At 72.3% G+C, this 21,693-nt stretch carries 23 protein-coding genes; 13 read left to right on the top strand and 10 right to left on the bottom strand.

The genetic code is table 11. The features are described 5' to 3' along the window. The first annotated feature begins 35 nt into the window (after positions 1–35). Both RBJ77_RS20110 and RBJ77_RS20115 read left to right on the top strand, forming a co-directional pair. Entirely contained in the window at positions 36–1,451 is a 1,416-nt protein-coding gene (locus RBJ77_RS20110) for an FAD-binding oxidoreductase (RefSeq protein WP_372346285.1), read from the top strand. Positions 1,452–1,496: 45 nt separating this feature from the next. Further along, the gene (locus tag RBJ77_RS20115) at positions 1,497–2,129 is read left to right on the top strand and encodes a DUF6629 family protein (RefSeq protein ID WP_372346286.1); all 633 of its coding nucleotides are present in this window, start codon (positions 1,497–1,499) and stop codon (positions 2,127–2,129) included. Here RBJ77_RS20115 and RBJ77_RS20120 read toward each other — a convergent pair. Next, complete coding sequence (locus RBJ77_RS20120) at positions 2,116–2,316, bottom strand: hypothetical protein (protein ID WP_372346287.1); 201 nt, start codon at positions 2,314–2,316, stop codon at positions 2,116–2,118. The two genes, RBJ77_RS20115 and RBJ77_RS20120, sit on opposite strands and share 14 nt — an antisense overlap. Positions 2,317–2,408: 92 nt before the next feature. Here RBJ77_RS20120 and RBJ77_RS20125 point away from each other — a divergent pair, with 92 nt between their 5' ends. Beyond that, on the top strand, positions 2,409–3,368 hold the full coding sequence (locus RBJ77_RS20125) for an NAD-dependent epimerase/dehydratase family protein (RefSeq protein WP_372346288.1): 960 nt from the start codon (positions 2,409–2,411) through the stop codon (positions 3,366–3,368). A 13-nt stretch (positions 3,369–3,381) separates the two neighbouring features. Here the strand turns inward: RBJ77_RS20125 and RBJ77_RS20130 are convergent, their stop codons facing one another. Together RBJ77_RS20130 and RBJ77_RS20135 are read right to left on the bottom strand one after the other, a co-directional pair. Further along, positions 3,382–3,768, bottom strand: a complete 387-nt coding sequence (locus RBJ77_RS20130) for a hypothetical protein (protein ID WP_255982213.1) — start codon at positions 3,766–3,768, stop codon at positions 3,382–3,384. 112 nt (positions 3,769–3,880) lie between these two features. Next, positions 3,881–4,819: a GlxA family transcriptional regulator gene (locus RBJ77_RS20135; protein WP_372346289.1), complete on the bottom strand. Its 939-nt coding sequence runs from the start codon at positions 4,817–4,819 to the stop codon at positions 3,881–3,883. A gap of 275 nt (positions 4,820–5,094) precedes the next feature. Here RBJ77_RS20135 and RBJ77_RS20140 point away from each other — a divergent pair, with 275 nt between their 5' ends. From RBJ77_RS20140 to RBJ77_RS20150, 3 genes are all read left to right on the top strand, one after another. Next, positions 5,095–5,562: a DUF2269 family protein gene (locus tag RBJ77_RS20140; protein WP_372346290.1), complete on the top strand. Its 468-nt coding sequence runs from the start codon at positions 5,095–5,097 to the stop codon at positions 5,560–5,562. A 126-nt stretch (positions 5,563–5,688) separates the two neighbouring features. Then, positions 5,689–7,233: a substrate-binding domain-containing protein gene (locus RBJ77_RS20145; RefSeq protein ID WP_372346291.1), complete on the top strand. Its 1,545-nt coding sequence runs from the start codon at positions 5,689–5,691 to the stop codon at positions 7,231–7,233. Positions 7,234–7,352: 119 nt separating this feature from the next. Next, positions 7,353–8,168: a hypothetical protein gene (locus tag RBJ77_RS20150; protein ID WP_372346292.1), complete on the top strand. Its 816-nt coding sequence runs from the start codon at positions 7,353–7,355 to the stop codon at positions 8,166–8,168. Positions 8,169–8,189: 21 nt separating this feature from the next. Here the strand turns inward: RBJ77_RS20150 and RBJ77_RS20155 are convergent, their stop codons facing one another. Both RBJ77_RS20155 and RBJ77_RS20160 read right to left on the bottom strand, forming a co-directional pair. Further along, positions 8,190–9,077 (bottom strand): hypothetical protein, encoded by an 888-nt coding sequence (locus RBJ77_RS20155; RefSeq protein ID WP_372346293.1) that lies wholly within the window; start codon positions 9,075–9,077, stop codon positions 8,190–8,192. Positions 9,078–9,209: 132 nt separating this feature from the next. Then, the gene (locus RBJ77_RS20160; RefSeq protein ID WP_372346294.1) at positions 9,210–9,743 is read right to left on the bottom strand and encodes a helix-turn-helix domain-containing protein; all 534 of its coding nucleotides are present in this window, start codon (positions 9,741–9,743) and stop codon (positions 9,210–9,212) included. 210 nt (positions 9,744–9,953) lie between these two features. Here RBJ77_RS20160 and RBJ77_RS20165 point away from each other — a divergent pair, with 210 nt between their 5' ends. Beyond that, positions 9,954–11,252 (top strand): benzoate/H(+) symporter BenE family transporter, encoded by a 1,299-nt coding sequence (locus tag RBJ77_RS20165; RefSeq protein ID WP_372346295.1) that lies wholly within the window; start codon positions 9,954–9,956, stop codon positions 11,250–11,252. On the opposite strand, the gene RBJ77_RS20170 is transcribed toward RBJ77_RS20165, so the two are convergent. Then, positions 11,218–11,940, bottom strand: coding sequence for a type 1 glutamine amidotransferase (locus tag RBJ77_RS20170; protein ID WP_372346296.1), 723 nt, complete (start codon positions 11,938–11,940; stop codon positions 11,218–11,220). The two genes, RBJ77_RS20165 and RBJ77_RS20170, sit on opposite strands and share 35 nt — an antisense overlap. A 97-nt stretch (positions 11,941–12,037) precedes the next feature. On the opposite strand from RBJ77_RS20170, the gene RBJ77_RS20175 reads away from it, so the two are divergent. Further along, a complete protein-coding gene (locus RBJ77_RS20175) occupies positions 12,038–12,889 on the top strand; it encodes a fructosamine kinase family protein (protein ID WP_372346297.1) in 852 nt (283 codons plus the stop codon). Positions 12,890–12,931: 42 nt separating this feature from the next. Continuing rightward, positions 12,932–14,014 (top strand): dihydrodipicolinate reductase, encoded by a 1,083-nt coding sequence (locus RBJ77_RS20180; protein WP_372346298.1) that lies wholly within the window; start codon positions 12,932–12,934, stop codon positions 14,012–14,014. 11 nt (positions 14,015–14,025) lie between these two features. Here RBJ77_RS20180 and RBJ77_RS20185 read toward each other — a convergent pair whose 3' ends face one another. Beyond that, positions 14,026–14,928 carry an RNA-guided endonuclease InsQ/TnpB family protein gene (locus RBJ77_RS20185; RefSeq protein ID WP_372346299.1) on the bottom strand — a complete coding sequence of 301 codons (903 nt, stop codon included), beginning with the start codon at positions 14,926–14,928 and terminating at the stop codon, positions 14,026–14,028. A 155-nt stretch (positions 14,929–15,083) separates the two neighbouring features. Between RBJ77_RS20185 and RBJ77_RS20190 the strand changes: the two genes are divergently transcribed. After that, on the top strand, positions 15,084–15,563 hold the full coding sequence (locus RBJ77_RS20190; protein WP_372346300.1) for a carboxymuconolactone decarboxylase family protein: 480 nt from the start codon (positions 15,084–15,086) through the stop codon (positions 15,561–15,563). A 39-nt stretch (positions 15,564–15,602) separates the two neighbouring features. Here the strand turns inward: RBJ77_RS20190 and RBJ77_RS20195 are convergent, their stop codons facing one another. After that, complete coding sequence (locus tag RBJ77_RS20195; RefSeq protein WP_372346301.1) at positions 15,603–17,225, bottom strand: GMC oxidoreductase; 1,623 nt, start codon at positions 17,223–17,225, stop codon at positions 15,603–15,605. 119 nt (positions 17,226–17,344) lie between these two features. Continuing rightward, the gene (locus RBJ77_RS20200; RefSeq protein WP_372346302.1) at positions 17,345–18,130 is read right to left on the bottom strand and encodes an SAM-dependent methyltransferase; all 786 of its coding nucleotides are present in this window, start codon (positions 18,128–18,130) and stop codon (positions 17,345–17,347) included. A gap of 321 nt (positions 18,131–18,451) precedes the next feature. Here RBJ77_RS20200 and RBJ77_RS20205 point away from each other — a divergent pair, with 321 nt between their 5' ends. From RBJ77_RS20205 to RBJ77_RS20215, 3 genes are read left to right on the top strand one after another with little or no spacing between them, the layout of a single operon-like run. Further along, the gene (locus tag RBJ77_RS20205) at positions 18,452–19,300 is read left to right on the top strand and encodes a nitroreductase/quinone reductase family protein (protein ID WP_372346303.1); all 849 of its coding nucleotides are present in this window, start codon (positions 18,452–18,454) and stop codon (positions 19,298–19,300) included. 39 nt (positions 19,301–19,339) lie between these two features. Beyond that, entirely contained in the window at positions 19,340–19,816 is a 477-nt protein-coding gene (locus tag RBJ77_RS20210) for a cupin domain-containing protein (protein WP_372346304.1), read from the top strand. Positions 19,817–19,825: 9 nt separating this feature from the next. Next, positions 19,826–20,611 (top strand): SDR family NAD(P)-dependent oxidoreductase, encoded by a 786-nt coding sequence (locus RBJ77_RS20215; protein ID WP_372346305.1) that lies wholly within the window; start codon positions 19,826–19,828, stop codon positions 20,609–20,611. A gap of 28 nt (positions 20,612–20,639) precedes the next feature. Here the strand turns inward: RBJ77_RS20215 and RBJ77_RS20220 are convergent, their stop codons facing one another. Then, a complete protein-coding gene (locus RBJ77_RS20220) occupies positions 20,640–21,596 on the bottom strand; it encodes a D-2-hydroxyacid dehydrogenase family protein (protein ID WP_372346333.1) in 957 nt (318 codons plus the stop codon). Positions 21,597–21,693: the final 97 nt, after the last annotated feature.

Consider the following 21,693-nt stretch of genomic DNA (forward strand, 5'->3'; position numbering starts at 1 on the left):
GGGCCGACCACAACCGTTTCGTTCCGGGGGACCCCATGACGAGCACACCGGCAAGCGCGGCCCGCAAGGAACTCGGCGCGTTCCAGGGCGAGTTGATCGGCCCTGACGATCCGGGCTATCCGCAGGCACGCGCCGTGTACAACGGGATGATCGATCGGCGACCCGCCCTCGTGGCACGCTGCGCGAGCGCCGACGACGTCACCCTGGCCATCGGCTTCGCACGGCGGCACGAGCTGCCGCTCGCGGTGCGCGGCGGCGGCCACCACGGTGCGGGGCTCGGCACCTGCGAGGGCGGTGTGGTCGCCGACCTGTCGCCGCTGCACGCGGTGAAGGTGGACGCGGCGGCCCGCACGGTCCGGGTGGGCGGCGGCGCCATCTGGGGCCAGGTCGACGCGGCGACGCACGAGCACGGTCTGGCCACGCCCAGCGGCATCATCTCCACCACGGGCGTCGGCGGCCTCGCGCTCGGCGGCGGCCTCGGCCACCTCACCCGGCACTGCGGCCTGACCGTCGACAACATCGTCGCGGCACGGGTGGTCCTGGCCGACGGCACCCAGGTGCGCGCCGACGCCGACGAGAACCCGGATCTGTACTGGGCGATCCGTGGCGGCGGCGGCAACTTCGGCGCCGTCACCGCGTTCACGTTCCGGCTCCACGAGGTGAGCACCGTGGTGGCGGGCCCCACCTTCTGGCCGGCCGAGCAGGGCGCCGAAGTCCTCGCCGCCTACCGGGAGTTCCTGCCGTCCGCGCCGCGTGACGTGAACGGCTTCTTCCTCTACGGGACCGTGCCGCCCGCCCCGCCGTTCCCCGAGGAACTGCACCTGCGCAAGGTGTGCGGCGTCGTCTGGTGCCACACGAGCGGCGACCCGGAGGCGGCCGACCGGGCGATGGCTCCACTGCTCGACCCCCTGCCCGCGCCGCTGCTGCACGCGGTCGGACCGATGCCGCACCCGGCGCTCCAGACCATGTTCGACGGGCTCTACCCGCCCGGCGACCAGTGGTACTGGCGAGCGGACTTCGTCCACGACATCCCGGACGACGCCGTCGCGCTGCACGCCAAGTTCGGTCCGCAGACACCGTCCGTGCAGTCGACGATGCACCTGTACCCGATCGACGGGGCGGCCCACGACCTGCGCCCGTCGGACACCGCGTTCAGCTACCGGGACGCACGCTGGGCGAGCGTCTACGCGGGCGTCGACCCGGACCCGGCGAACGCCGAGCTCATCAAGCGGTGGACCGTCGACTACTTCGAGGCGCTGCACCCGTACTCGGCCGGCGGCGCGTACGTGAACATGATGATGGACGAGGGCCAGGAGCGGGTCCGCGCCAGCTACCGGGGCAACTACGCCCGCCTCGCCCGGATCAAGGCCTCCCTCGACCCGGACAACGTCTTCCGGCACAACCAGAACGTCGAGCCGGATCCGGCCGCCCGCTACGAGGCCCGCCCGTAGCGCATCCGCCGTGCCGCGCACCCGGCCGGCCCGTAGCGTGGCCGCATGTGCTGGAGTGCGACGGCCGATCTGGTGGCGGGTACGGCGGTGACCGCCGTGGGGATCGCCTGCGTGGCACGGGCGGCCCGCACCCGGCCGCGCGCCGTGCCGCTGGCGGCGCTGCCCCTGCTGTTGGGGGCGCATCAGCTCATCGAGGCGGTGATCTGGAACGACGGTGGCGGCAGCGGCCCCGCCACCGTCGCCTGGGCGGTGATCGCGCTGCCGCTGCTGCCGCTGTGGGTGCCGCTCGCGGTGCTCTGCGCGGCACCGCCCCGGGCGCGCCGCCGGCTGCTCGTGCCGGTGGCGGCGGGCGTGGTCACGTCCGCCGTCCTCGCGTACGTCCTGGCGACCACGACCGTGACGGCCGAGGTCCGGGGACACACGATGGGCTATGCGATCGGGCTGCCGCACGCGGGGTGGCTCGTCGGCGGCTATCTGCTGGCGACGATCGGCTCGCTGCTGCTGTCCGGCGAGGCGGGCCTGGTGCTGCTCGGCGGACTGGTCGCGATCGGCGCGGCCGGGTGCGCGGCGCTGTGGCGCTGGGAGTTCATCTCCACGTGGTGCGCCTGCGCCGCGCTCTGCTCGGTGGTCCTCTACGGCTGGCTGCGGAGCGGTCCCCGCACGGTCAGCCGCAGTTGAGGTTGCTGACCGGGCCGATCTGCTGGCCCTGGGCCGGGCCCCTGTTCCAGAAGAGGATCACGCGGTGGTCGCGCACGCCCGCGCAGCCGGCGCTGAGCATCGGTCTGCCGCTGCCGATCCAGGCCTGCTCGGCCGGCCCAGTCCCGCTCCGGGCCTCCACCCACCAGGGATTCTTGCTAGCCCTCATTGCGAGAGTTATAGTCTCTAACAGACGCGATGATCGATAACGCTCCAGTGATGACACGCACGGCCGCCCCGCGGCCGTCGAAGGGATCTGCCATGACCAGCACCGCACCGCTGCACACCGTCCTCGGCTCGGGCCCCGCCGGCACCGCGCTCGCCGAGGAGCTCGCACGCCGTGGCCACCCGGTCCGGCTCGTCGACCGCAAGGGCGAGGGCGCGGCACCCGCCGGCGTCGAGCGGTACGCGGCCGACGTCGGCACCGGGGAGGGCGCGCGGGCGGCGGTGGCCGGGGCCGCCGTCGTCTACCACTGCGTGAACGTCGCCTACCACCTCCAGGTCGAGGTGATGCCGCGGATACAGGAGGCGGTGCTCGGGGCCGTGGAGGAGAGCGGGGCGCGCCTCGTCGTCCTCGACACGCTGTATCCGTACGGCGAGACGGGCGGCGCCGTGATGACGGAGGACTCCCCTTGGAACGCCACGACGCGCAAGGGCCGGATGCGCGCCGACCTCGACGAGCGGTACCTGGCGGCGCACCGCGCGGGCCGCGCCCGTGTCGTACTCGCCCGCTCCGCCGACTTCTTCGGCCCGACCGTCCTCAACTCCACGCTCGGCGGCGCCGTGTTCCCCGCCGCCCTGACCGGGGGTGAGGTGCCGGCCTTCGGCGACATCGACCTGCCGCACAGCTACACGTACATCGGCGACGTCGCCGCCGGCCTCGCCACGCTCGGTGAGCGGGCGGACGGCGACGGCCGCGTCTGGCACCTGCCGACGGCCCCCGCCGCCACCACGCGGGAGGTGCTGCGGATGGTCGAGGAGCGGGCCGGACGGCCGCTGCGGCTGACGGCGGTGCCCGAGGCCCGCCCCTTCGGACCGTTCGACGAGCAGTTCATGGCCGAGTACGCCGAGATGTTCTACCAGCACACCGAGCCGCAGATCATGGACTCGACGGCCTTCGAGCGGCACTTCGGCGCGGTTCCCACCCCGCTGCCCGAGGCGCTGGACGCCACCGTCGCCTGGTACGGCGCGCTGCTGAGCGGCGGGGCCGACGCCAACTGATCTGCGTGACGCGTCAGTTGGTGATCGTCACACAGGGCAGGCCCACGCTGTCGCCGCCGCGGAACCCCTCGGCGCACAGCCGGGTGCCGGCCGCGAAGTGCCGCTGCGGGTAGGCCTGGTCGCGGTAGGTGCGGAACGCGGCGACGTCCTCGGTCTTCGTCGTGGCGCTCCAGCCGTCGGTGGTCCACACGCGGGCGCTGATGGTGTGCGGCTGGTTGGTGTTGATGACGGACACCTCGACGCGGCCCAGGTAGGTGCCGGTGTCGTACGTCTCGATGCACACGGCGTTGTTGCACCACTTGCCGTCGGCGACGGCCGGCGGTCCCGCGACGACGAGGCAGCCGAGCGCGGCCGCCACCGCGCCGAATCCGGAGACGATTTTCTTGACGACGGCAGACATGGGGGCTCCTGAACGGGGTGCGTGATCGGTCGGTGCGGAGCCGGGGCCCGGCTCCGGCAGACCAACGCGCACCAGGATCAGGGGTTACGCGGAGTGTGGGCGAAGCGGGCGGTCAGCCGAACATGCGGCGGTAGGCCTGGGGGCTGACGCCCGTGGTGCGCTTGAAGCGGTCGCGGAACGCGGTGGGCGAGCCGAAGCCGACCTGTCCGGCGATCCGCTCCACCGAATGCCCCGTGGTCTCCAGGAGGTGCTGCGCCTGGCGGATCCGCGCGCGGTGCAGCCACTGGAGCGGCGTGCTGCCGGTCTGTTCGCGGAAGCGGCGCATCAGGGTGCGGGTGCTGACGCCCGCGTGGGCGGCGATGTCGGTCAGCGAGAGCTCGCGGGCCAGGTTGTCCTGGAGCCAGGTCAGCAGGGGTTCGAAGGCGGAGCCCTGCGGGGTGGGCGCCTGCGGATGGACGATGAACTGCGCCTGTCCGCCCTCCCGTTCGAGCGGCATGACGGACAGCCGGGCGGCGTCGGCGGCCACGGCGGAGCCGTAGTCGCGGCGGATCATGTGCAGGCACAGGTCGAGGCCGGCGGCGGCGCCGGCCGAGGTGAGGAACTGGCCGTTGTCGACGTAGAGCACGTCCGGGTCGACCTTGACGCCCGGGTAGGTGGCGGCCAGCAGGTCCGCGGCGATCCAGTGCGTCGTGACCCGCAGCCCGTCGAGGAGGCCGGTGGCCGCGAGGGGGAACGTGCCGACGCAGATCGACGCGATCCGGGTGCCGTCGGCGGCGGCCGCCCGCAGCGCGTCCCGCACGTCGGGGGCGAGCGGGGCGGTGGGCCGGGCGGTGCCGGGCACGATGATCGTGTCCGCACCCCGCAGCCCTTCCAGGCCCCGGTGCGTCCGGATGGTGAAGGTCCCCGCGTCGATCTCGGGCCGCTCGCCGCAGACCCGCACCTGGTAGCCGGGCCGGCCGTCCGGCAGCCGGGTGTGGGTGAACGCCTCGACCGGGGTGGACAGGTCGAACGGGATCACCTGGTCCAGGGCGAGGACGGCGACGGTGTGCATGGCCAGAACATACCTCGTCAACGAATTAGCGACAGACCACTGACAGCGCTTTAGGTGCGGGATAGCTACCTTGTCTGCTGCTCAGCACGCCTGTCGCTATCCCGTCGGTAGCTGTCATTAATGCCACTGGGGCGATGGGCGGTCACTGCATAGCGTCGGGGGCGAACCCGGCGAGGTCCGGGCTGCCGCACACGAAGGAACCCCTCCATGCACGTCCGCGCCGCCGGCCGAACACCCCGCCCTCCGCACGACGCCGCCGGGGCGGGCCGCTGACCATGACCAAGTTCCTTCTCTCCCTGCACGTCCTGGCCGCCGTGCTCGCCGTGGGCCCGGTCACCGTCGCGGCGAGCATGTTCCCCGCGTCCCTGCGCGGCGCGCTCGGTCCGGCGGGCGGGGCCGACGCGCTGCCGGCCCTGCGGACGCTGCACCGCATCTGCCGGGTGTACGCGGCGGTCGGCATCGCGGTGCCGCTGACCGGGTTCGCCACGGCGAGCAGCCTCGGCGTCCTGGGCAGTGCGTGGCTGATCGTCTCCATCGTGCTGACGACGGCCGCCGCGGCCGTGCTGATGCTGTGGATCCTGCCCGCGCAGGAGGCGGCACTGGCCGCCGTCGAGGAGCCCGGATCCGGACCGCCGCCCCGGCCGGCCGCGCACCTCTCCATGTCGGCCGGTGTGTTCAACCTGCTGTGGGCCACGGTCACCGTCCTGATGATCGTCCGACCAGGTTCCACCACCGGAGCCTGACCGGCCGCCCCCTGCACGGTTCCTGAACTCCGCATCCGTACACCGCAGTTGAACTCCCGACGAACAGTCCGCGAAGCTCCTCGGCGGATGCGCCGGAGTGCCCCGGCGCATCCGTATCGTCGGTCCATGAGTTGGCTCGACATCACCTTCACGGCCGCGGGCCTGCTCCTCGGCGTCGTCTCCGTCGTCGCGCCGTTCGCCACCAACTGGCGGGCCAGACGCAGCAGACGCATCGGCTTCCGCAAGCAGATGGACATCGCCATAGGGCACAACGGCCCGGTGCCGGAACCGGTCGACGCACGGCTCGGCCTCTTCAACGACCTGCCCGCGATGCGCGACGCCACGCTCGTGCTGCTGCGCATCGAGAACGACGGCTCCCGGCACGTCGAGGAGTCCGACTACATCGACCCGTCGACGCAGTACGGGCTCACCGCCGAGTTCCCGGGCCGCCGCATCCAGGCGCAGGACGTCACCCTGCCCGACGAACACGCCAACCTGATGGGCTACTTCGAGAACCAGCCCGGCCTGCACGTGGCCGCGCCCGGCACCCTGCGCATCCCCCGGGTGCCGCTCAAGCCGGGCGCCCACTACAAGATCCTGGTGCTGCTCACGGGCGGGCAGGAGGGCGACGAGGTCACCGTCACCGGTGACCTCAAGGACGGGAAGCTGCACGAGAACCACAGCCTCACCCCGGACGAGAAGCCACCGGTGTTCAGCCGCCAGGCCCGCTGGACCACCGTCGTGCTCGGTCTCGCCCTGATGGCCGCGACCACGCTGCCCCTGCTGCTGCCCGGGCCACTGCCGGACGACTGCGAGACGGGCACGCTCCGGCTGACCGGATCCACGGCGTTCGCCCCGGTCCTGACCGAACTCGCGCAGAAGTACCGGGACCACTGCGCCGGCGAACCCGACATCACGGTCGCCGCGCACGGCAGCCGCACCGGGGTCCGTGAACTCGCCCTGTCCGGCGGCCGGACCGAGCAGGGGGCGACGGTCGTCGCGTTCTCGGACGGACCGCGCCCGGCGAGCTACACCCGGCTCGGCGAGAGCCGCATCGCGGTCTCCCTGTTCACGCTCGTCGTCCACGACGACGTGCGCCTCACCAACCTCTCCGTGGCCGACGTGCGCCGGCTGTACCGGGGCGAGATCCGCAACTGGTCCCGGCTCGGCGGCCCCGACCTGCCGGTCGTCCTGGTCAGCCGGACCTCGGGGTCCGGCACCCGCTCCGCGCTGACCGCCCGGGTGCTGGCGGGCTCGGACGAGCCGCCTGCTTCGTCGGACGACTGCGTCAACCGCACCGTCCGCACGGTCCCGCTGCTCCGCTGCGAGCTGGACACCACCGAGCAGGTCCTCGACACCGTCGCCCGGACCCCGGGCGCGCTCGGCTACAGCGAACTGCGGGCCGCCTCACCGCCGGACGCGCCGCACGGACTGCACCGCCTCACCCTCGACGGCCGGGCGCCCGACCCGGACCGCCTCGACTCCAGCGGCTACCCGTACCGCGAGATCGAGTACGCCTACACCTACGGCCGGCCGCCCGCGGACTCGCTGGCCTCCAGCTTCCTCGCGTACGCCGTGGACAACGGCACCGGCAAGGGCGTCGTCGCCACCCACGGCCATCTGCCGTGCGGGACGCCCGTCGGCCTGCGGGTGTGCAGCAGGACCGACTGAGGCACCCGCCCTCACCGGCGCCCGCCCGCCGCTCCCCACCACGACACCACCCCGCCCCGAACGTACAATTTATGGGGATTTCGGGTGCGTGGAGTGCCCTGGGACGGCGAGGTGACGTCATGGCCGGACAGACCTCGGCGCTGCTGCGCAAGGCCGCGCGGGTGCCGGTGACGGCCGCCCTCGTGTGCGCGGGCGTGTTCGCCGCGGGCCCGGTGGCCGCCGCCGACGACGGCGACGGCTCGGACCCGACCGCGCAGCAGCTGGCCGACGACGCGAAGAAGGAGCTGCTGAACGCCGACTCCCTGCACATCGCCCTGGCGAACCGTTCGGACGACCGGGACACCCGCACCCCGGCCGCGTTCGATCTGCGCCTGGACGCGGACGGGAACTGCACCGGGTCGCTGCGGATGGGGACCGGCGGCGCCGACGGCGGCAGCGTCGAACTCGTCAAGCGCGGCGACGAGGTGTGGATGAAACCGGACGCCACGTTCTGGAAGACGCAGGTACCGGGCGGCGGGGGCGAGCTCGCGGCGCAGCTCTTCGGCGACCGCTACGTGCACGGCACCACCGACGACCCGATGCTGGACGGCCTCGCCGAGACCTGCGACCTCGACGCCTTCCGCGGACAGCTGGAGGACGGCTCCGCGCGCGCCGCGCAGGACCGGCTCACCAAGGGCGACACGACGAAGGTCGAGGGCACCGAGGTGGTCCCACTGACCGGTCGGGACGACGACAACAGGATCACCCTGTACGTCACCTCGGACGAGCCGCACCAGCTGGTGCGCGCCACCGAGAAGGGTCCGGACGACGACCTGACGATGACGCTGACCGACTACGGCGAGCCGGTACCGAGCGCGACGCCGTCGGCCGACGAGTCGGTCGACATCTCCAAGCTGTACGCCGTCGACCCGGACCAGTCGCCGCCGCAGGCCTAGGACCTGCCGGTCCCGGGGTGCTCAGGCGCTGCGCCGGCTTTCCTTGACGGCCTTGTCGGTCATGTCCGCGGTGTCGGCAGCGCTGGGCGCCTTCACGTCGACGTCGGTGCCGAAGTCGGTGAGGTCCATGACGACCTTCGCGCCGGCCTTGGCCGCCGCAGCGTTCCCGGATGCGCCGCCACCGCTCTTCGCGTTCGTCGACAGTTCGATCTGCTGGCGGCGCAGCAGGCCGCGGCCGTCGATCCACACGTCCATGGGCAGCGTGTCGCCCAGACTCTCGCGCAGTTTCTTCGCCTGCTCGGGGCTGCTCTTGGCGAGCTTGTCCACGTCGACGTTGACCCGGTAGTGCGTGGTGGAGACGCCGTTCAGCCGCTCGGTGCCGACCTTCTTCACGTCCTTCTCGGACAGCGACTTCGAGTAGGCGAAGGAGTCGGCGGGATCGCTGACCTGGGCCGCGCCCTTGCCGCCCGCGTCCCTGAGCCGCTGGAGGTCGATCTTCAGCCAGCTCTTGCCGCCCGGCAGCCCGCCGCTGCCCTTGGGCGGCTTCTGGTACAGGACCTGGTCGACGACCCGCTGCTCGATGTGCTGACCGCCCTGGCCGAGCTCGATGCGGCTGGTGCCGTCCCGCAGGTCCATCACGCCGGCACCGGTGACCGTCTCGCTGCGGCCGCCGGACGACGCGGTCGTCGTCAGCTTGATCCGGGCCGACCCCGCCTGCGTGGTCTTCTCGCTCGTGGCCTGCACGACCTGCGCCGGCGACTGCTGTCGCCCCTCGTCCTTCCCGCCGCCGCCCTTGCCGGACCCCTCGTCCGAGTCGCTTCCGCCGCATCCGCTCAGCGCGGTGACCGCCAGAAGTCCGCACGAGACGAGCGCCACGGCACGCGGCAGCGGTGTATGCGCCTCACTCATGAATGCCTCCTTTGTCGTCTTCCTCGACTTTTGCGTGGGCAGAGCGCTCAAGTGCCCATGAGTCGGGTCGACATGCCCGGGCGGCGATCTTCTACGACGCATGAAGTAGGCGCCGGAGACGGCCGGTCGAGGCTACGCGGCGCCCTTGGGATAGCGCACGAAGAGGACGCCGTGGACCTCGCCGTGGGGGGCGCTGTAGAGGTGCGGCGCGTCGGCCCTCCAGTGGGCGTACGCGCCGGGGCCCGCGGTCTGCGGTGCGTCCGGCAGGCCCACGACGGCGGTGCCGGAGAGCACCATCAGGCTCTCGGTGGTGTGCGGGACGTGGGCGGCGGACTCCTGGGTCGCGCCGTCGGCGATGGTGACGCGGAAGACGTCGGTGGCCGCGTCGCCGTCCTCGTACCGCTCGATCAGGGCCGCCGTGACGGCGCTGCCGGAGACGCCGCGGACACCGGCTCCCGCGGGGTCCTCGAGGACGGCACTGAGCGGGCGGCCGAGGGCGGTGGTGAGCGCGTAGAGCGTTTCCAGGGTGGGGTTGCGCAGGCCGCTCTCGAGTTCCGAGAGGGTGCCCTTGCCGACGCCCGAGCGGCGGGCCAGCTCGGAGAGGGACAGCCCCACTGCCTGCCGCAGTGCCTTCAGGCGGCGCCCCACCTCGTCGTTGAGGCCCATCCCGTCGGCTCCTGTCCGTCGTCTCCCGACACCCGTTTGTTGACGGGTTCCGTCCGCGTTCCTTAGTGTTCCACAAACAGAACGTTCCGTATATGGAACGCCGGGCCCCGCCTGGCCGCCGCCCGGCCGCGCCCGTCCTGCTCCTGCTCCTGCTCCTGCTCCTGCTCCTGCTCCTGCTCCTGCTCCTGCTCCTGCCGGAAGTGATGTCCCATGGCTCCGCTCACCCGTCTCCGCACCGTCGCACCGCCCTCGGCCGTCGCGGCGGGGCTGATAGCCGTCACGGTCGGCGTGACGAGTTCGGCCGCGCTCGTGTTCACCGCGGCGCGGGCGGCGGGCGCGGACGCCCGGGAGATCTCCTCCTGGATGCTGGCGCTCGGGGTCGGCCTGGCCGTCACCTGCTTCGGGCTCTCGCTGCGGTTCCGCGCGCCGGTGGTCACGGCCTGGTCCACGCCGGGCGCGGCGCTCCTCGCCACGAGCCTGAGCGGCGTGTCCATGGCCAAGGCGGTGGGGGCCTTCGCCTTCAGCGGGCTGCTGATCCTCCTGAGCGGGGTGACGGGCTGGTTCGCCCGGGTCATGGACCGCATCCCGGTGCCGCTCGCCTCGGCCCTGCTCGCCGGGGTGCTGCTGCAGTTCGGCACGGGTCTGTTCGCCGAGATGGACGGCAGCTTCGCCGTCGCGTTCCCGGTGTTCGCGCTCTATCTGCTGGCGCGCCGGCTGGTGCCCCGGTACGCGGTGCTGATCGCGCTCGGCGCGGGGGTCGCGGCCTCGGTCCTGACCGGCGGCTGGCATCTGGAGAAGGTGCGACTCTCGCTGGCACAGCCGGTGTTCACCGCGCCCGCCTTCGACTGGAAGGTGCTCGTCAGCGTCGGCGTGCCGCTGTTCGTCGTCACCATGGCCTCGCAGAACCTGCCGGGCGTCGCCGTGCTGCGCGCATCCGGCTACGACGTCCCGGTGTCGCCCCTGCTGACCTGGACGGGAGCGGCGCAGACGGTCCTCGCGCCGTTCGGTGCGTTCGGGCTCAACCTGGCGGCGATCACCGCGGCGATCTGCACCGGCGACGAGGCGCACCCCGACCGGCGGCGGCGCTATCTCGCGGCGGTCTGGGCGGGGGTCTTCTACCTGTGCGTGGGACTGCTCGGCGCGACCGTCGCCTCCCTGCTGACGGCGATGCCGCACGCGCTGGTGCTGTCCATCGCCGGGGTCGGCCTGCTCGCCACCATCGAGGCGTCCCTGTCCACGGCCCTGTCCGACCCGACGGCCCGCGAGGCCGCCGTGGTCACGTTCCTCGCGACCGCCTCCGGGGTCACCCTCCTGGGGATCGGCTCGGCGTTCTGGGGACTGCTCGCGGGCGTGCTGACCAGCGTGATCGCCACGGCGGGACGACGCCGCAAGCGCGTCACGGCCCCGATCCCCGCGCAGACGCGAACCGAAGCAGACGCCCTGGAGGCCCCGGAGGCCCCGAACACCACAGAGGTCACCCCCGGCACACCGCCGCGAACCTCCGTGTGAAGCGCGCCCAGACCGCGGCCGACGCCTCCTCGGCGGCGACCGCCCGCGCGTGCAGCACGTCCCGGTCGACACCGCGCGCGGCGAGTTCGTCCCGGTCCCACCCGGCGACGCGCCCCGCGTCGACCTCGGGGTGGAACTGCAGTCCCCACGCCGCGTCGCCCACCCTGAACGCCTGGTGCGGGCAGTGCTCGCTGGACGCCAGCCAGGCGGCGCCCGGCGGCAGTTCGGTGACGGCGTCGACGTGCCGCTCGATGGCGGTCACCTCGGCGCCGAGTCCGTGCAGCAGCGGATCGTCGGCGGCCTCCGGGCGCAGCCGTATCGCGGTGCTGCCGTACTCGGGTGTCCCGTGCTCGGACCGTACGGTGCCGCCGGCGACCTGGGCGAGGAGCTGGCCGCCGAGGCAGACGCCGAGGAACGGCGTCCCGCCGTCGAGGGCCTGGGCGGCCAGCCGGCGCGTGGCCGGGAGCCAGGGGGCCCGCTCGTCGTCGTCCGGCAGGAAGCCGCCGCCGAGGACGAGCAGCGGACGGCCGTCGAGGGACGCGGGCAGGGCGTCCCCGTCGTAGGGGTGCAGGGTCCGCACCGCGAGTCCGGCCTCCCGCAGCCAGCCGCCGACGCGGCCGGGGCCCCCGCTGCGGGTGTTCTGCACGACAAGGACCGGACCGTGGACCGGCTCACGCGACGACGGCATGCTCGACTCACCTGATCTTTCCCGACGTTGACCGATGCAGCAGATCAGGGCGCGACGGGCGGCGTCAACGGCCCGAACGCCGCCGTACGCTGAGCCCATGCCGCACCTCTCAGCCGTCGCCGCCCGCCTCACGGGCCTCCCGGCCACCGCCGAGCGCAGGCTGTCGGCGCGGCTCGCGGAGGTCACGCTGGCCGACGGTCGCGTGGTGGTGGTCAAGCACGCCGACGAGCCGGGCGGCGCCCGGGCCGAGGCCGCGGGGCTGCGCTGGCTCGCCGCCGCGGACGCGGTGCGGGTGCCCCGGGTGCACGGGCAGGAGGACGGTCTGCTGGTGATCGACCGGGTCGCCGGCGGCGTGCCGTCCGCTGCGGGCGCCACCGCGTTCGGCCGGGAGCTGGCCGCGCTGCACGCCGCGGGCGCACCGCACTTCGGGGCGCCGCCGCCCGGCGGCCCGGCCGACGCGTCCATCGGGCTCGCGCCCATGCGCAACGTGCCGGGCGCCGACTGGCCGGGCTGGTACGCCGAGCACCGGGTGCTGCCGTACCTGCGCCGCGCCGTCGACGACGGCGTCCTCTCCCCCGCCGAGGCGACGGACGTCGAGCGGGTCTGCGAGCGGCTGCCCGCCCTCGCGGGGCCCGCCGAACCGCCCGCCCGGCTGCACGGCGACCTGTGGAGCGGCAACGTGCTGTGGGACACCGGCGGCGCCGCCTGGCTCATCGACCCGGCCGCGCACGGCGGGCACCGGGAGACCGATCTCGCGATGCTGCACCTGTTCGGCGCCCCGCACCTGGGGCGGATCCTCGCCGGCTACCAGGACGCGGCGCCGCTCGCCGACGGCTGGCGGGACCGGATCCCGCTGCACCAGCTGTTCCCGCTCCTGGTGCACACGGTGCTCTTCGGCCGCGGCTACGCCGGTCAGGCGCTCACCGCCGCCCGCAGCCAACTGATGTGAGGACTCTATGAACTGACGGCCCATCAGGTTACGCTCCGGCGCATGACTTCCACGGTGGTCTGGGGCACCGGGAACGTGGGCCGCGCGGCGATCCGAGCCGTCGACGCCCACCCCGGGCTCGCACTGTCCGGCGTGCTCGTGCACGACCCCGCCAAGGCCGGCCGCGACGCCGGTGACCTGGCCGGGCTCGACCACGCCCTGGGTGTCGCCGCCACGACCGACGTCGACGCGATGCTCGCGGCCCGGCCGCGCGCCGTCGTCTACGCCGCGTCCGGCGACCTGCGGCCCGACGAGGCCCTCGACGACATCTGCCGCGCCCTGCGCGCCGGAGCCGTCGTCGTCACTCCGGCCCTGTATCCGCTCTACGACCCGCGCGGCGCGCCACCCGACTTCACGGATCCGGTGCGCGCGGCGATCGCCGGGGGCGGCGGCTCGCTGTTCGTCTCCGGCGTCGATCCCGGCTGGGCCAACGACGTGCTGCCGCTGCTGGTCAGCGGCCTCGGCTCACGGGTCGACGTGGTGCGCTGCCAGGAGATCTTCGACTACTCCACGTACGACCAGGAGGACTCGGTCCGCCAACTGGTCGGCATGGGACACCCCATGGAGTACGAGCCGCTGATGCTCGCCGAGTCGGTGCCGACGATGGTGTGGGGTGGCCAGATCCGGCTGCTCGCCCGTGCGCTCGGCGTCGAACTCGACGAGATCCGCGAGACATTGGAGCGCCGCGCCCTGGAGCAGGACGTGACGACGGCGGCCATGGGCGACTTCGCGGCGGGCACGCAGGGCGCGGTGCGGTTCGAGGTGCAGGGCGTCGTCGACGGCGCCGTCCGCCTCGTCGTCGAGCACGTCACCCGCATCCACCCGTCCTGCGCGCCGGACTGGCCGTCGCCGCCGGGCGGCGGGGCCGGGGCGCACCGGGTGATCGTCGAGGGCCGCCCCCGCATCGAGGTCACCGTCCAGGCCACCGACGAGGACGGCAACCACGCGGCGGGCGGCAACGCGACCGCGGTGGGCCGCCTGGTCGGCGCCATCGAGTGGCTGATCGCCGCACCGCCCGGACTCTACGACGCACTCGACGTCCCCCTGCTGCCCGCCGTCGGCCGGCTCGGAAGGAAGCAGCCGTGACACTCCCCCGCCTAACGGCGGGGGCTTCTCGGCTCGCGCCGGGAAGCTTCCTGTTTCATCGCCGACTGCCCGTCCGGAGAACTCCGTTGAGGTCTTACACCAGCTCCGCAGGCCGATACCGCCAGTCCGGCGGCCAAAAGGTTCTTCGCTGCGTTCACGTCCCTGTCGTGGGTCGTGCCGCAGTCGCACGTCCAGGTGCGGACGTGCAGCGGCATCCTCTCCTGGAGAGTGCCGCAGGTGGAGCACAGCTTGGAGGAAGGGAAGAACCGGTCGACCGCGATCACTTCCCGCCCGTACCAGTCCGCCTTGTACTCCAGCAGCCCCCGGAACTGCGACCACGCCGCATCACTGATGGCGCGGGCCAGACTCCGGTTCCTGACCATGTTCCGCACGGTCAGGTCCTCGATCACGATCGTTTGGTTCTCACGAACGAGTCGACCGGTCAGCTTGTGCAGCCCGTCACGGCGCCGGTCAGCGATGCGGGCGTAGATCTTGGCGATTTTCTCCCCGGTGGACAGGGTCAGCAGGTGGTTCAGGCCGACGTCCACACCCACGGCGCGGCCGTTCGCGGGCAGCGGCCAGATGGTGGGGTCCTCGCACAGCAGGGAGACGAACCACCGTCCTGCGGCGTCCTGGGAGACGGTCACCGTGGACGGCGCCGCCCCCTCGGGAAGCAGCCGGGACCACACGATGTCCAGCGACGCCAGTTCCTCGGTCTTCTTCCACGCCGTCAGCATCGCCGACGTTGCGTTGTAGTTGACCCGCTCCTGCCGCACCCACGCCTCAGTACGGGCCGCGAGCGCCATGTTGTAGACCTTGCGAACGCAGCCGAACGTGCGCGACAGCTCTGCGGCCTGCTCGTCCGTGGGATAGAAACGGTACTTGAACGCCCGCTTCACATGCGACGCGGTCACGCTCACAAACTAGTGAGGCTACGGGTGAAGATCCAATCCTGCAGGCCAGAGCACGAACTTTCGCCCTGGCGGCGAAACCCCACTCGCTGCCCTGCTCCGCAGGAGCTTCATTTCCTCCCCCACCTCCAGGTGGGGGTATCCACGAAGGAGCCCCGATGAGGATCGACATCCCCGACGACCAGGAACCCATCCCGTACGTGTGGGGCGAGATGGTGCCCGGGATCGGCCCCGTCGCCGCCCAGTTCTCGATGGCGGTCTACGACCACTCGTCGCTGGGGCTGCGCGAGTTCGAGGCGGCACGGCTGCGGATCGCGCAGATCAACGGCTGTCTGTTCTGTCTGGACTGGCGCACCGAGCGGGACGGCGAGAAGGTCGAGGAGTCGTTCGCGGACGCGGTGACCGACTGGCGGACCACCGACGCCTTCGACGAGCGGACGCGGCTGGCGGCCGAGTACGCGGAGCGGTACGCGCTCGACCACCACGGTCTGGACGAGGAGTTCTGGGAGCGGATGACCGCGCGCTTCAGTCAGGCCGAGATCGTCGAGCTCAGCATGGCCATCGGTTCCTGGCTGGCCTTCGGGCGGCTCAACCACGTGCTCGGTCTCGACGCGGTGTGTGTCCTGCCCAAGCCCTGAACCGCCTTACGGGGTCCGGGACTCGGGCAGGTCCCGGACTCACAGGTCAGTGGCGAGGATCCGGTCGATGTTGCGTTCGGCGAGCGCCGTGATGGTGACGAACGGGTTGACGCTGGTGTTGCCCGGGATCAGCGATCCGTCGATCACGTAGAGCCCCGAATAGCCGTGCAGACGGCCGTAGTTGTCGGTCGCCTTGTTCAGCACCACGCCGCCCAGCGGGTGGTACGTGAGGTGGTCGCCCCAGATCTTGTACGCGCCGAACAGGTCGGTGCGGTAGATCGTGCCCTCCTTCGCATTGATCTTGTCGAAGATGCTCTTGGCCATGTCGATGGAGGGCTGCTTCCACGCGGTCTGCCAGTTCAGGTCGACCGTGCCGGTGGCCGCGTTCCAGGTGAACTGGGCGCGGTTCGGGTTCTTCGTGATGGACAGGTAGAACGAGGCGAACGTCTCGATGCCGGTGGGCAGCGGCGCGACCTCGGCGAAGGCGCCGCCGGCCGCCCAGTTGTCGATGCCCGCCGTGGGGATGGACGACTGGAGCGCGCCGGTCGGGTCCCAGAGGTGGTTGGCGCGGCCGCACATGACGTTGCCGTTGTCGCCCCAGCCCTTGCCGATCTCGCCGTTGAGCGCGGGCAGCGCGCCGGTCGCCTTGAGGCGGGTGAGGAGCTTGCTGGTCCCGACGCTTCCGGCGGCGAAGAACACCCGGTCCGCGGTGATCTCCTTGGTGGCGGCGACGTTGCCGGAGGTGTCGAGCTGGTCGATGCGGACCGTGTAGCCGCCGCCTGCCGCGGGGACGACCGACGTCACCTTGTGCAGCGGGGAGACGGTGACCCGGCCGGTGGCCGCGGCCCGCGCCAGATAGGTCTTCTGGAGCGTCTTCTTGCCGTGGTTGTTCCCGTAGAGGATCTCGCCCGCGAGCGCCGACCTCGGGACGGTGCCCGCCTGCTCCTGCTTCATGTACTCCCAGTCGTACACGTCGGGCACGAAGGTGAACGGGAAGCCGGAGCGCTGTGCGTGCTTGCGGCCGACGCGCGCGTACTGGTAGCACTCGGCGGTCTCGAACCAGTTCGGGTCGATGGTGGCGACGCCCAGGCCCGCGTTGGCGCGCGGGTAGTACGTCGCGTACATCTCGGCCGCGTCGACGGACGGCAGGATCGCGGCGAAGTTCTCCCGCTTGGGCGTGACCGCCATGCCGCCGTTGACGAGGGAGCCGCCGCCGACGCCGCGGCCCTGGTAGACGATGATGCCGCCGAACTCCTCCGCGTCGAGGATGCCGGTGTGGCGCGGCACGTCCTTGTCGAGCGGGAAGCCGAGGAAGTTGCTCAGCGGTTGCTTGGTTCTGGTGCGCAGCCAGAAGGATCTGTAGTCCGGCTGGGTCGTGTTGGCGAAGATCTTGCCGTCCGAGCCCGGGGTGTCCCAGGCCATGCCCATCTCCACGATCCGCACGTCGATCCCGGCCTCGGCGAGCCGCAGCGCGGCGACACTGCCGCCGTATCCGCTGCCGATCACCAGGGCCGGGATGCGTGCTCCGTCGGCGACGGGCGCGAGGGCCGCGGCGGCGGGCGAGGCCAGCGCGACCGTACCGAGAAGAGAACCTGTTCCTGCCAGGAAGGTACGGCGGGTCAGTCCGTTACGCGACACTTCAGAGTGGGTTGCGGGGGTCATTCCGAGTTCCTCTCTGCTGACGGAATCGGAACGAGTTCTACTGTTGATCGCGTATCAAGTGAATGGAAACCGATTGGTAACCTGCGCCCGTTTCCAGCCTTCTTCTCCCGATCTTGGACTCAGCGGACCCGGGCCACCACCGCGTAGATGCCGCAGTCCTCGGACGCGGGCGCGGCGCCGTCGCGGAACCACTCGGTGGCCGTAACCAGACCGGGCTCCACCGGGTCGAGCCCGTCGAGGAAGCGGGCCACGCCTTCGCGGCTGCGGAAGCCGAGCTTGATGCCGCCCTTCGCGTACTCGGCGGTGACCTGGTCCGACAGTTCGGGGAAGAGGTCGGACGACGCGTGCGAGAGGACGAGGTGGCTGCCCGACGGCAGAGCCGAGACGAGCGTGGACACGATGGCGTACGGGTCCTGCTCGTCCGAGATGAAGTGCATCAGCGCGATCAGCGACAGCGCGATGGGACGCTCGAAGTCCAGGACGGTGCGGGCGTGTTCGAGGATCGCCGCCGGGTCGCGGACGTCGCCCATGATGTAGTCGGTCGCGCCCTCGGGGCTGCTGACGAGCAGCGCCTCCGCGTGCCGCAGCACGATCGGGTCGTTGTCGGTGTAGACGACCTTGGCGGCGGGGACGACGCGCTGCACGATCTGGTGCAGGTTCGGCGAGGTCGGGATGCCGGTGCCGATGTCGAGGAACTGGTCGACGCCCTGTCCGGCGAGCCAGGCGACCGCCCGCCGCATGAACTCCCGGTTCTGCCGCGCCGCGTCCCGCGCCTGCGGCGGCAGCTTGGCGCCGACGGCCTCGTCGACGGGGTAGTTGTCCTTGCCGCCGAGCAGCCAGTCGTAGACCCGTGCGGGGTGCGCCTGACTGGTGTCGATACGGGGCCGGGGGGCGGGTGACGTCATGGGTGGACTCCATCGTCGCAGGGGCCGGACAAGGGGTGTGACCTGCATGCAGTCTGCCACGTCAACTGCCGCGGACGATCAGTGCGTTGAGGGGTCACCCCGGGTACGGCTTTGACAGCGGACGGTCGCGTCTGGTCCCATGACCGCGGTGCCGCGTGGCGCCGGCCACAGAGCAGTGGGCCGGCCGGACGCCGGGCGAGCGCCCTTCACTCAGGGACGACTCCATGAGCCTCCACTCAGCGACCTGATGCGCCGTGCGCGAAGAGCGCACCTCCCTTCGCCATGTCTGCGCACAGTCCTCCTGAGGAGACCCCTTTCCGCATGTCCGACTTCCGCACGTCCGATCTCCGCACGTCTGATTCCTCCGGTCCTGCCGACCTGCTGTCGCTCACCACCACCGGCGCCCGCTCGGGCCGCCCGCACACCGTCCGGCTCGGGTTCGTCCGGCACGAGGACCGGGTGCTCGTCGTCGCGTCGAACCTCGGCGCCGACCGGCATCCGGCCTGGTACCACAATCTGCTGGCCACTCCCCTGGTCACCGTCGAGATCGACGGTGACGCCTTCCAGTCCGTCGCGGTGCCGGCCGAGGGCGCACACCGCGACGAGCTGTTCGCCGCCGTCGTCCGCGTCGCTCCCGGCTACGCGGAGTACCAGGCGGCCACCGCCCGCACGCTGCCCGTCGTCGTCCTGGACCGTCCCGGGACCGACGCGCCGCAGACCGTCACCACGCTCGCCGGAAAGCTCCTCCAGGTGCACGTCTGGCTGCGCGAGCAGTTGCACCGGGTGCGCGCGGAGACCGACGCCCACTTCGCCGCGCCGGGCCCGTCGGGGCCGGGGCTCGGGCTGCAGATCCGGCAGCACTGCCTGGCGTTCTGCCAGTCCCTGGAGTTCCACCACGTCAGCGAGGACGGCCACCTGTTCCCCGGGATCGCCCGGTGGCACCCGGAGCTCGGCGAGGTCTTCGAGCGGCTGCGCGCCGAGCACGTGGAGGTGGCGCGGCTGCAGAACGCGCTGGTCGCGCTGCTCGACGACCTCACGACGGCCGACCCCGCGGTGTTCCGTACGGATCTTGAGCGGATGACGGAGGAACTCACCGCGCACCTCGACTACGAGGAGGAGCACCTGCTGCCGGTGCTCGCCGACGTGCCGTGGCCGCCGCCCCGGCCGTAGGGTTGCCGGTACACCCCTGATCCTCCGGAAGGAGCCGTCGTGCGCGACTGGCAGTCCGAGCTCGGCCTCGAACCGCACGGCGAGGGCGGCTACTTCCGGCGGATCTACACCGGCCCGTCGCAGATGGCGACACCGCACGGCCCGCGCCCCTCGGCCAGCTCGATCTACTACTTGCTCGACGAGCGGCAGCCGAGCGGTCTGCTGCACCGCAACCGCAGCGACATCCTGCACTTCCTCGTCGACGGCGGCCCGCTCGAGTACGTCACGGTCGCCCCCGACGGCACCCTCACCAGGACGCTGCTCGGGCCGGCCGACGAGCGGTTCCTGCTGGTGCCGGGCGGCTGGTGGAAGGCGTCACGACTGGTGGGCGGCGCACGGCACGGACTGGTCGCGGAGGTCGTCACCCCGGGCTTCGACTACGCGGACCACGAGTTCGCGACCCGGGCCGTCCTCACCAAGCATCCGCAACTCGCCGATGTGCTGGACGCGTTCGTGCCGCCGGAGGCCACCGCCTAGGTTGCGGGCATGACCTCATCGACGTCCGCGGGCGCCACGCCCCCGTCCGCCCGCTTCACCGGCCGCGTCGCCGTCGTCACCGGCGGCGCCTCCGGGATCGGGGCCGCCACCGCCGTCCGGCTCGCCCGGGAGGGCGCGGCCGTGGTCCTCGCCGACGTGGCGGCGGGGCCCGGCGAGCAGGTCGCGGCGGGGATCGAGGACAGCGGCAGGCGGGCCGTGTTCGTGCGGGCCGACGTGGCGGACGCCGACGACTGGGCCGAGGTCGCGCGGCAGGCACGGGCACTGGGGCCGGTCGGCGTGCTGGTCTCCAACGCGTACACCGTGACGGTGGCCCCGGCCCACGAGCTGTCCCCCGCGGCGTGGGAGCGGCAGCTGTCCGTGAACCTGACGGGCGCCTTCCTCGGGTTCCGGACGCTCCTGCCCGAGCTGCGGGAGCACGCGGGCGCCGTGGTCCTGACGTCGTCGGTGCACGCCCGCTTCGGCATTCCCGGCCATCCCGCGTACGCCGCGACCAAGGGCGCGCTGCTCTCGCTGTGCGGCCAACTCGCCGTCGAGTACGGGCCACGGGTGCGGGTGAACGCGGTGCTGCCGGGGCCGATCCTCACCGCCGCCTGGGACCGGGTGTCCGCCGAGGACCGGGAGCGGTCGGCGGCGGGGACGGCGGCGGGGCGGCTCGGCACGCCCGAGGAGGTGGCCGCCGCCGTCGCGTTCCTCGCCGCGCCCGAGTCGTCGTACGTCACGGGCGCGAGCCTCGTCGTGGACGGCGGGTGGAGCGTGACGAAGGACTCCGCCTGACCGGGGCGCCCGGCCGGGGCGGGGCGGGTCAGACCAGGGTGCGGACGGGCGCGCCGGCCAGGTACGCCTCGATGTCCTCCACCGCGCCCCGGAAGTAGCCCTCGTAGTTGCGGCGGGTGACGTAGCCGAGGTGCGGCAGGCCGAGGAAGTTCGGTGCGGTGCGCAGCGGATGGTCCCGCGGCAGCGGCTCGGTCTCGAAGACGTCGCTGCCCGCGCCGGCGATCCAGCCCTCGCGCAGGGCGCGCACCAGGGCGTCCTGGTCGACGATGGCGGCGCGCGAGGTGTTGATCAGGTAGGCGGTGCGACGCATCCGCCGGAGGTCGTCGGCGCCGATCAGGCCGCGGGTCCGGTCGCCCAGCACGAGGTGGACGGAGACGAAGTCGCTGGTCTCCAGGAGTTCTTCCTTGGATGCGGCGAGCGTCGCGCCGGCCTCGGCCGCGCGCTCCTCGGTCAGGTTCTGGCTCCAGGCGGCGACGTCCATGCCGAAGGCCGCGCCGACCCGGGCGACGCGCGCGCCGATCTTCCCGCAGCCGAGCAGGCCGAGGCGGCGGCCCGCCAGGTCGGCGCCGAGCGTGGACTGCCAGGGGCCGCCCGTGCGCAGGTTCTCGTTCTCGGTGACGACGCCGCGGGCCAGGCCCAGCAGCAGGGCCCAGGTCAGTTCGGCCGGGGGCTCGGAGTTGCTGGGGGTGCCGCAGACGGTGACACCGTGTGCGGCCGCGGCGGCGAGGTCGATGGAGGCGTTGCGCAGGCCCGACGTGACGAGCAGCTTCAGCTTCGGCAGGCGGGCGAACAACTCGGCCGGAAACGGGGTGCGTTCGCGCATCACCACCACGATGTCGCAGTCGCCGATCTGCGCGACGAGATCGTCGTGCGCGGCGACGTGCCGGTTCAGGAAACGGACGTCGACCCGGTCCGACAGCCGTGTCCAGTCGGCCAGTTCACGGGCGACGTCCTGAAAATCGTCGAGGACGGCACAACGCAGCATGGTCACCAACACTCCCCTTCTCGATCACCTGCGCAAACCCTAGAACGCGGCGAGTCGGTCGACCACCAGGTCGAGGCGTTGTGTGGTGTCTTCGGGT

This window comes from Streptomyces sp. KL116D, assembly GCF_030766975.1.
GTDB classification, from domain to species: domain Bacteria; phylum Actinomycetota; class Actinomycetes; order Streptomycetales; family Streptomycetaceae; genus Streptomyces; species Streptomyces longispororuber_A.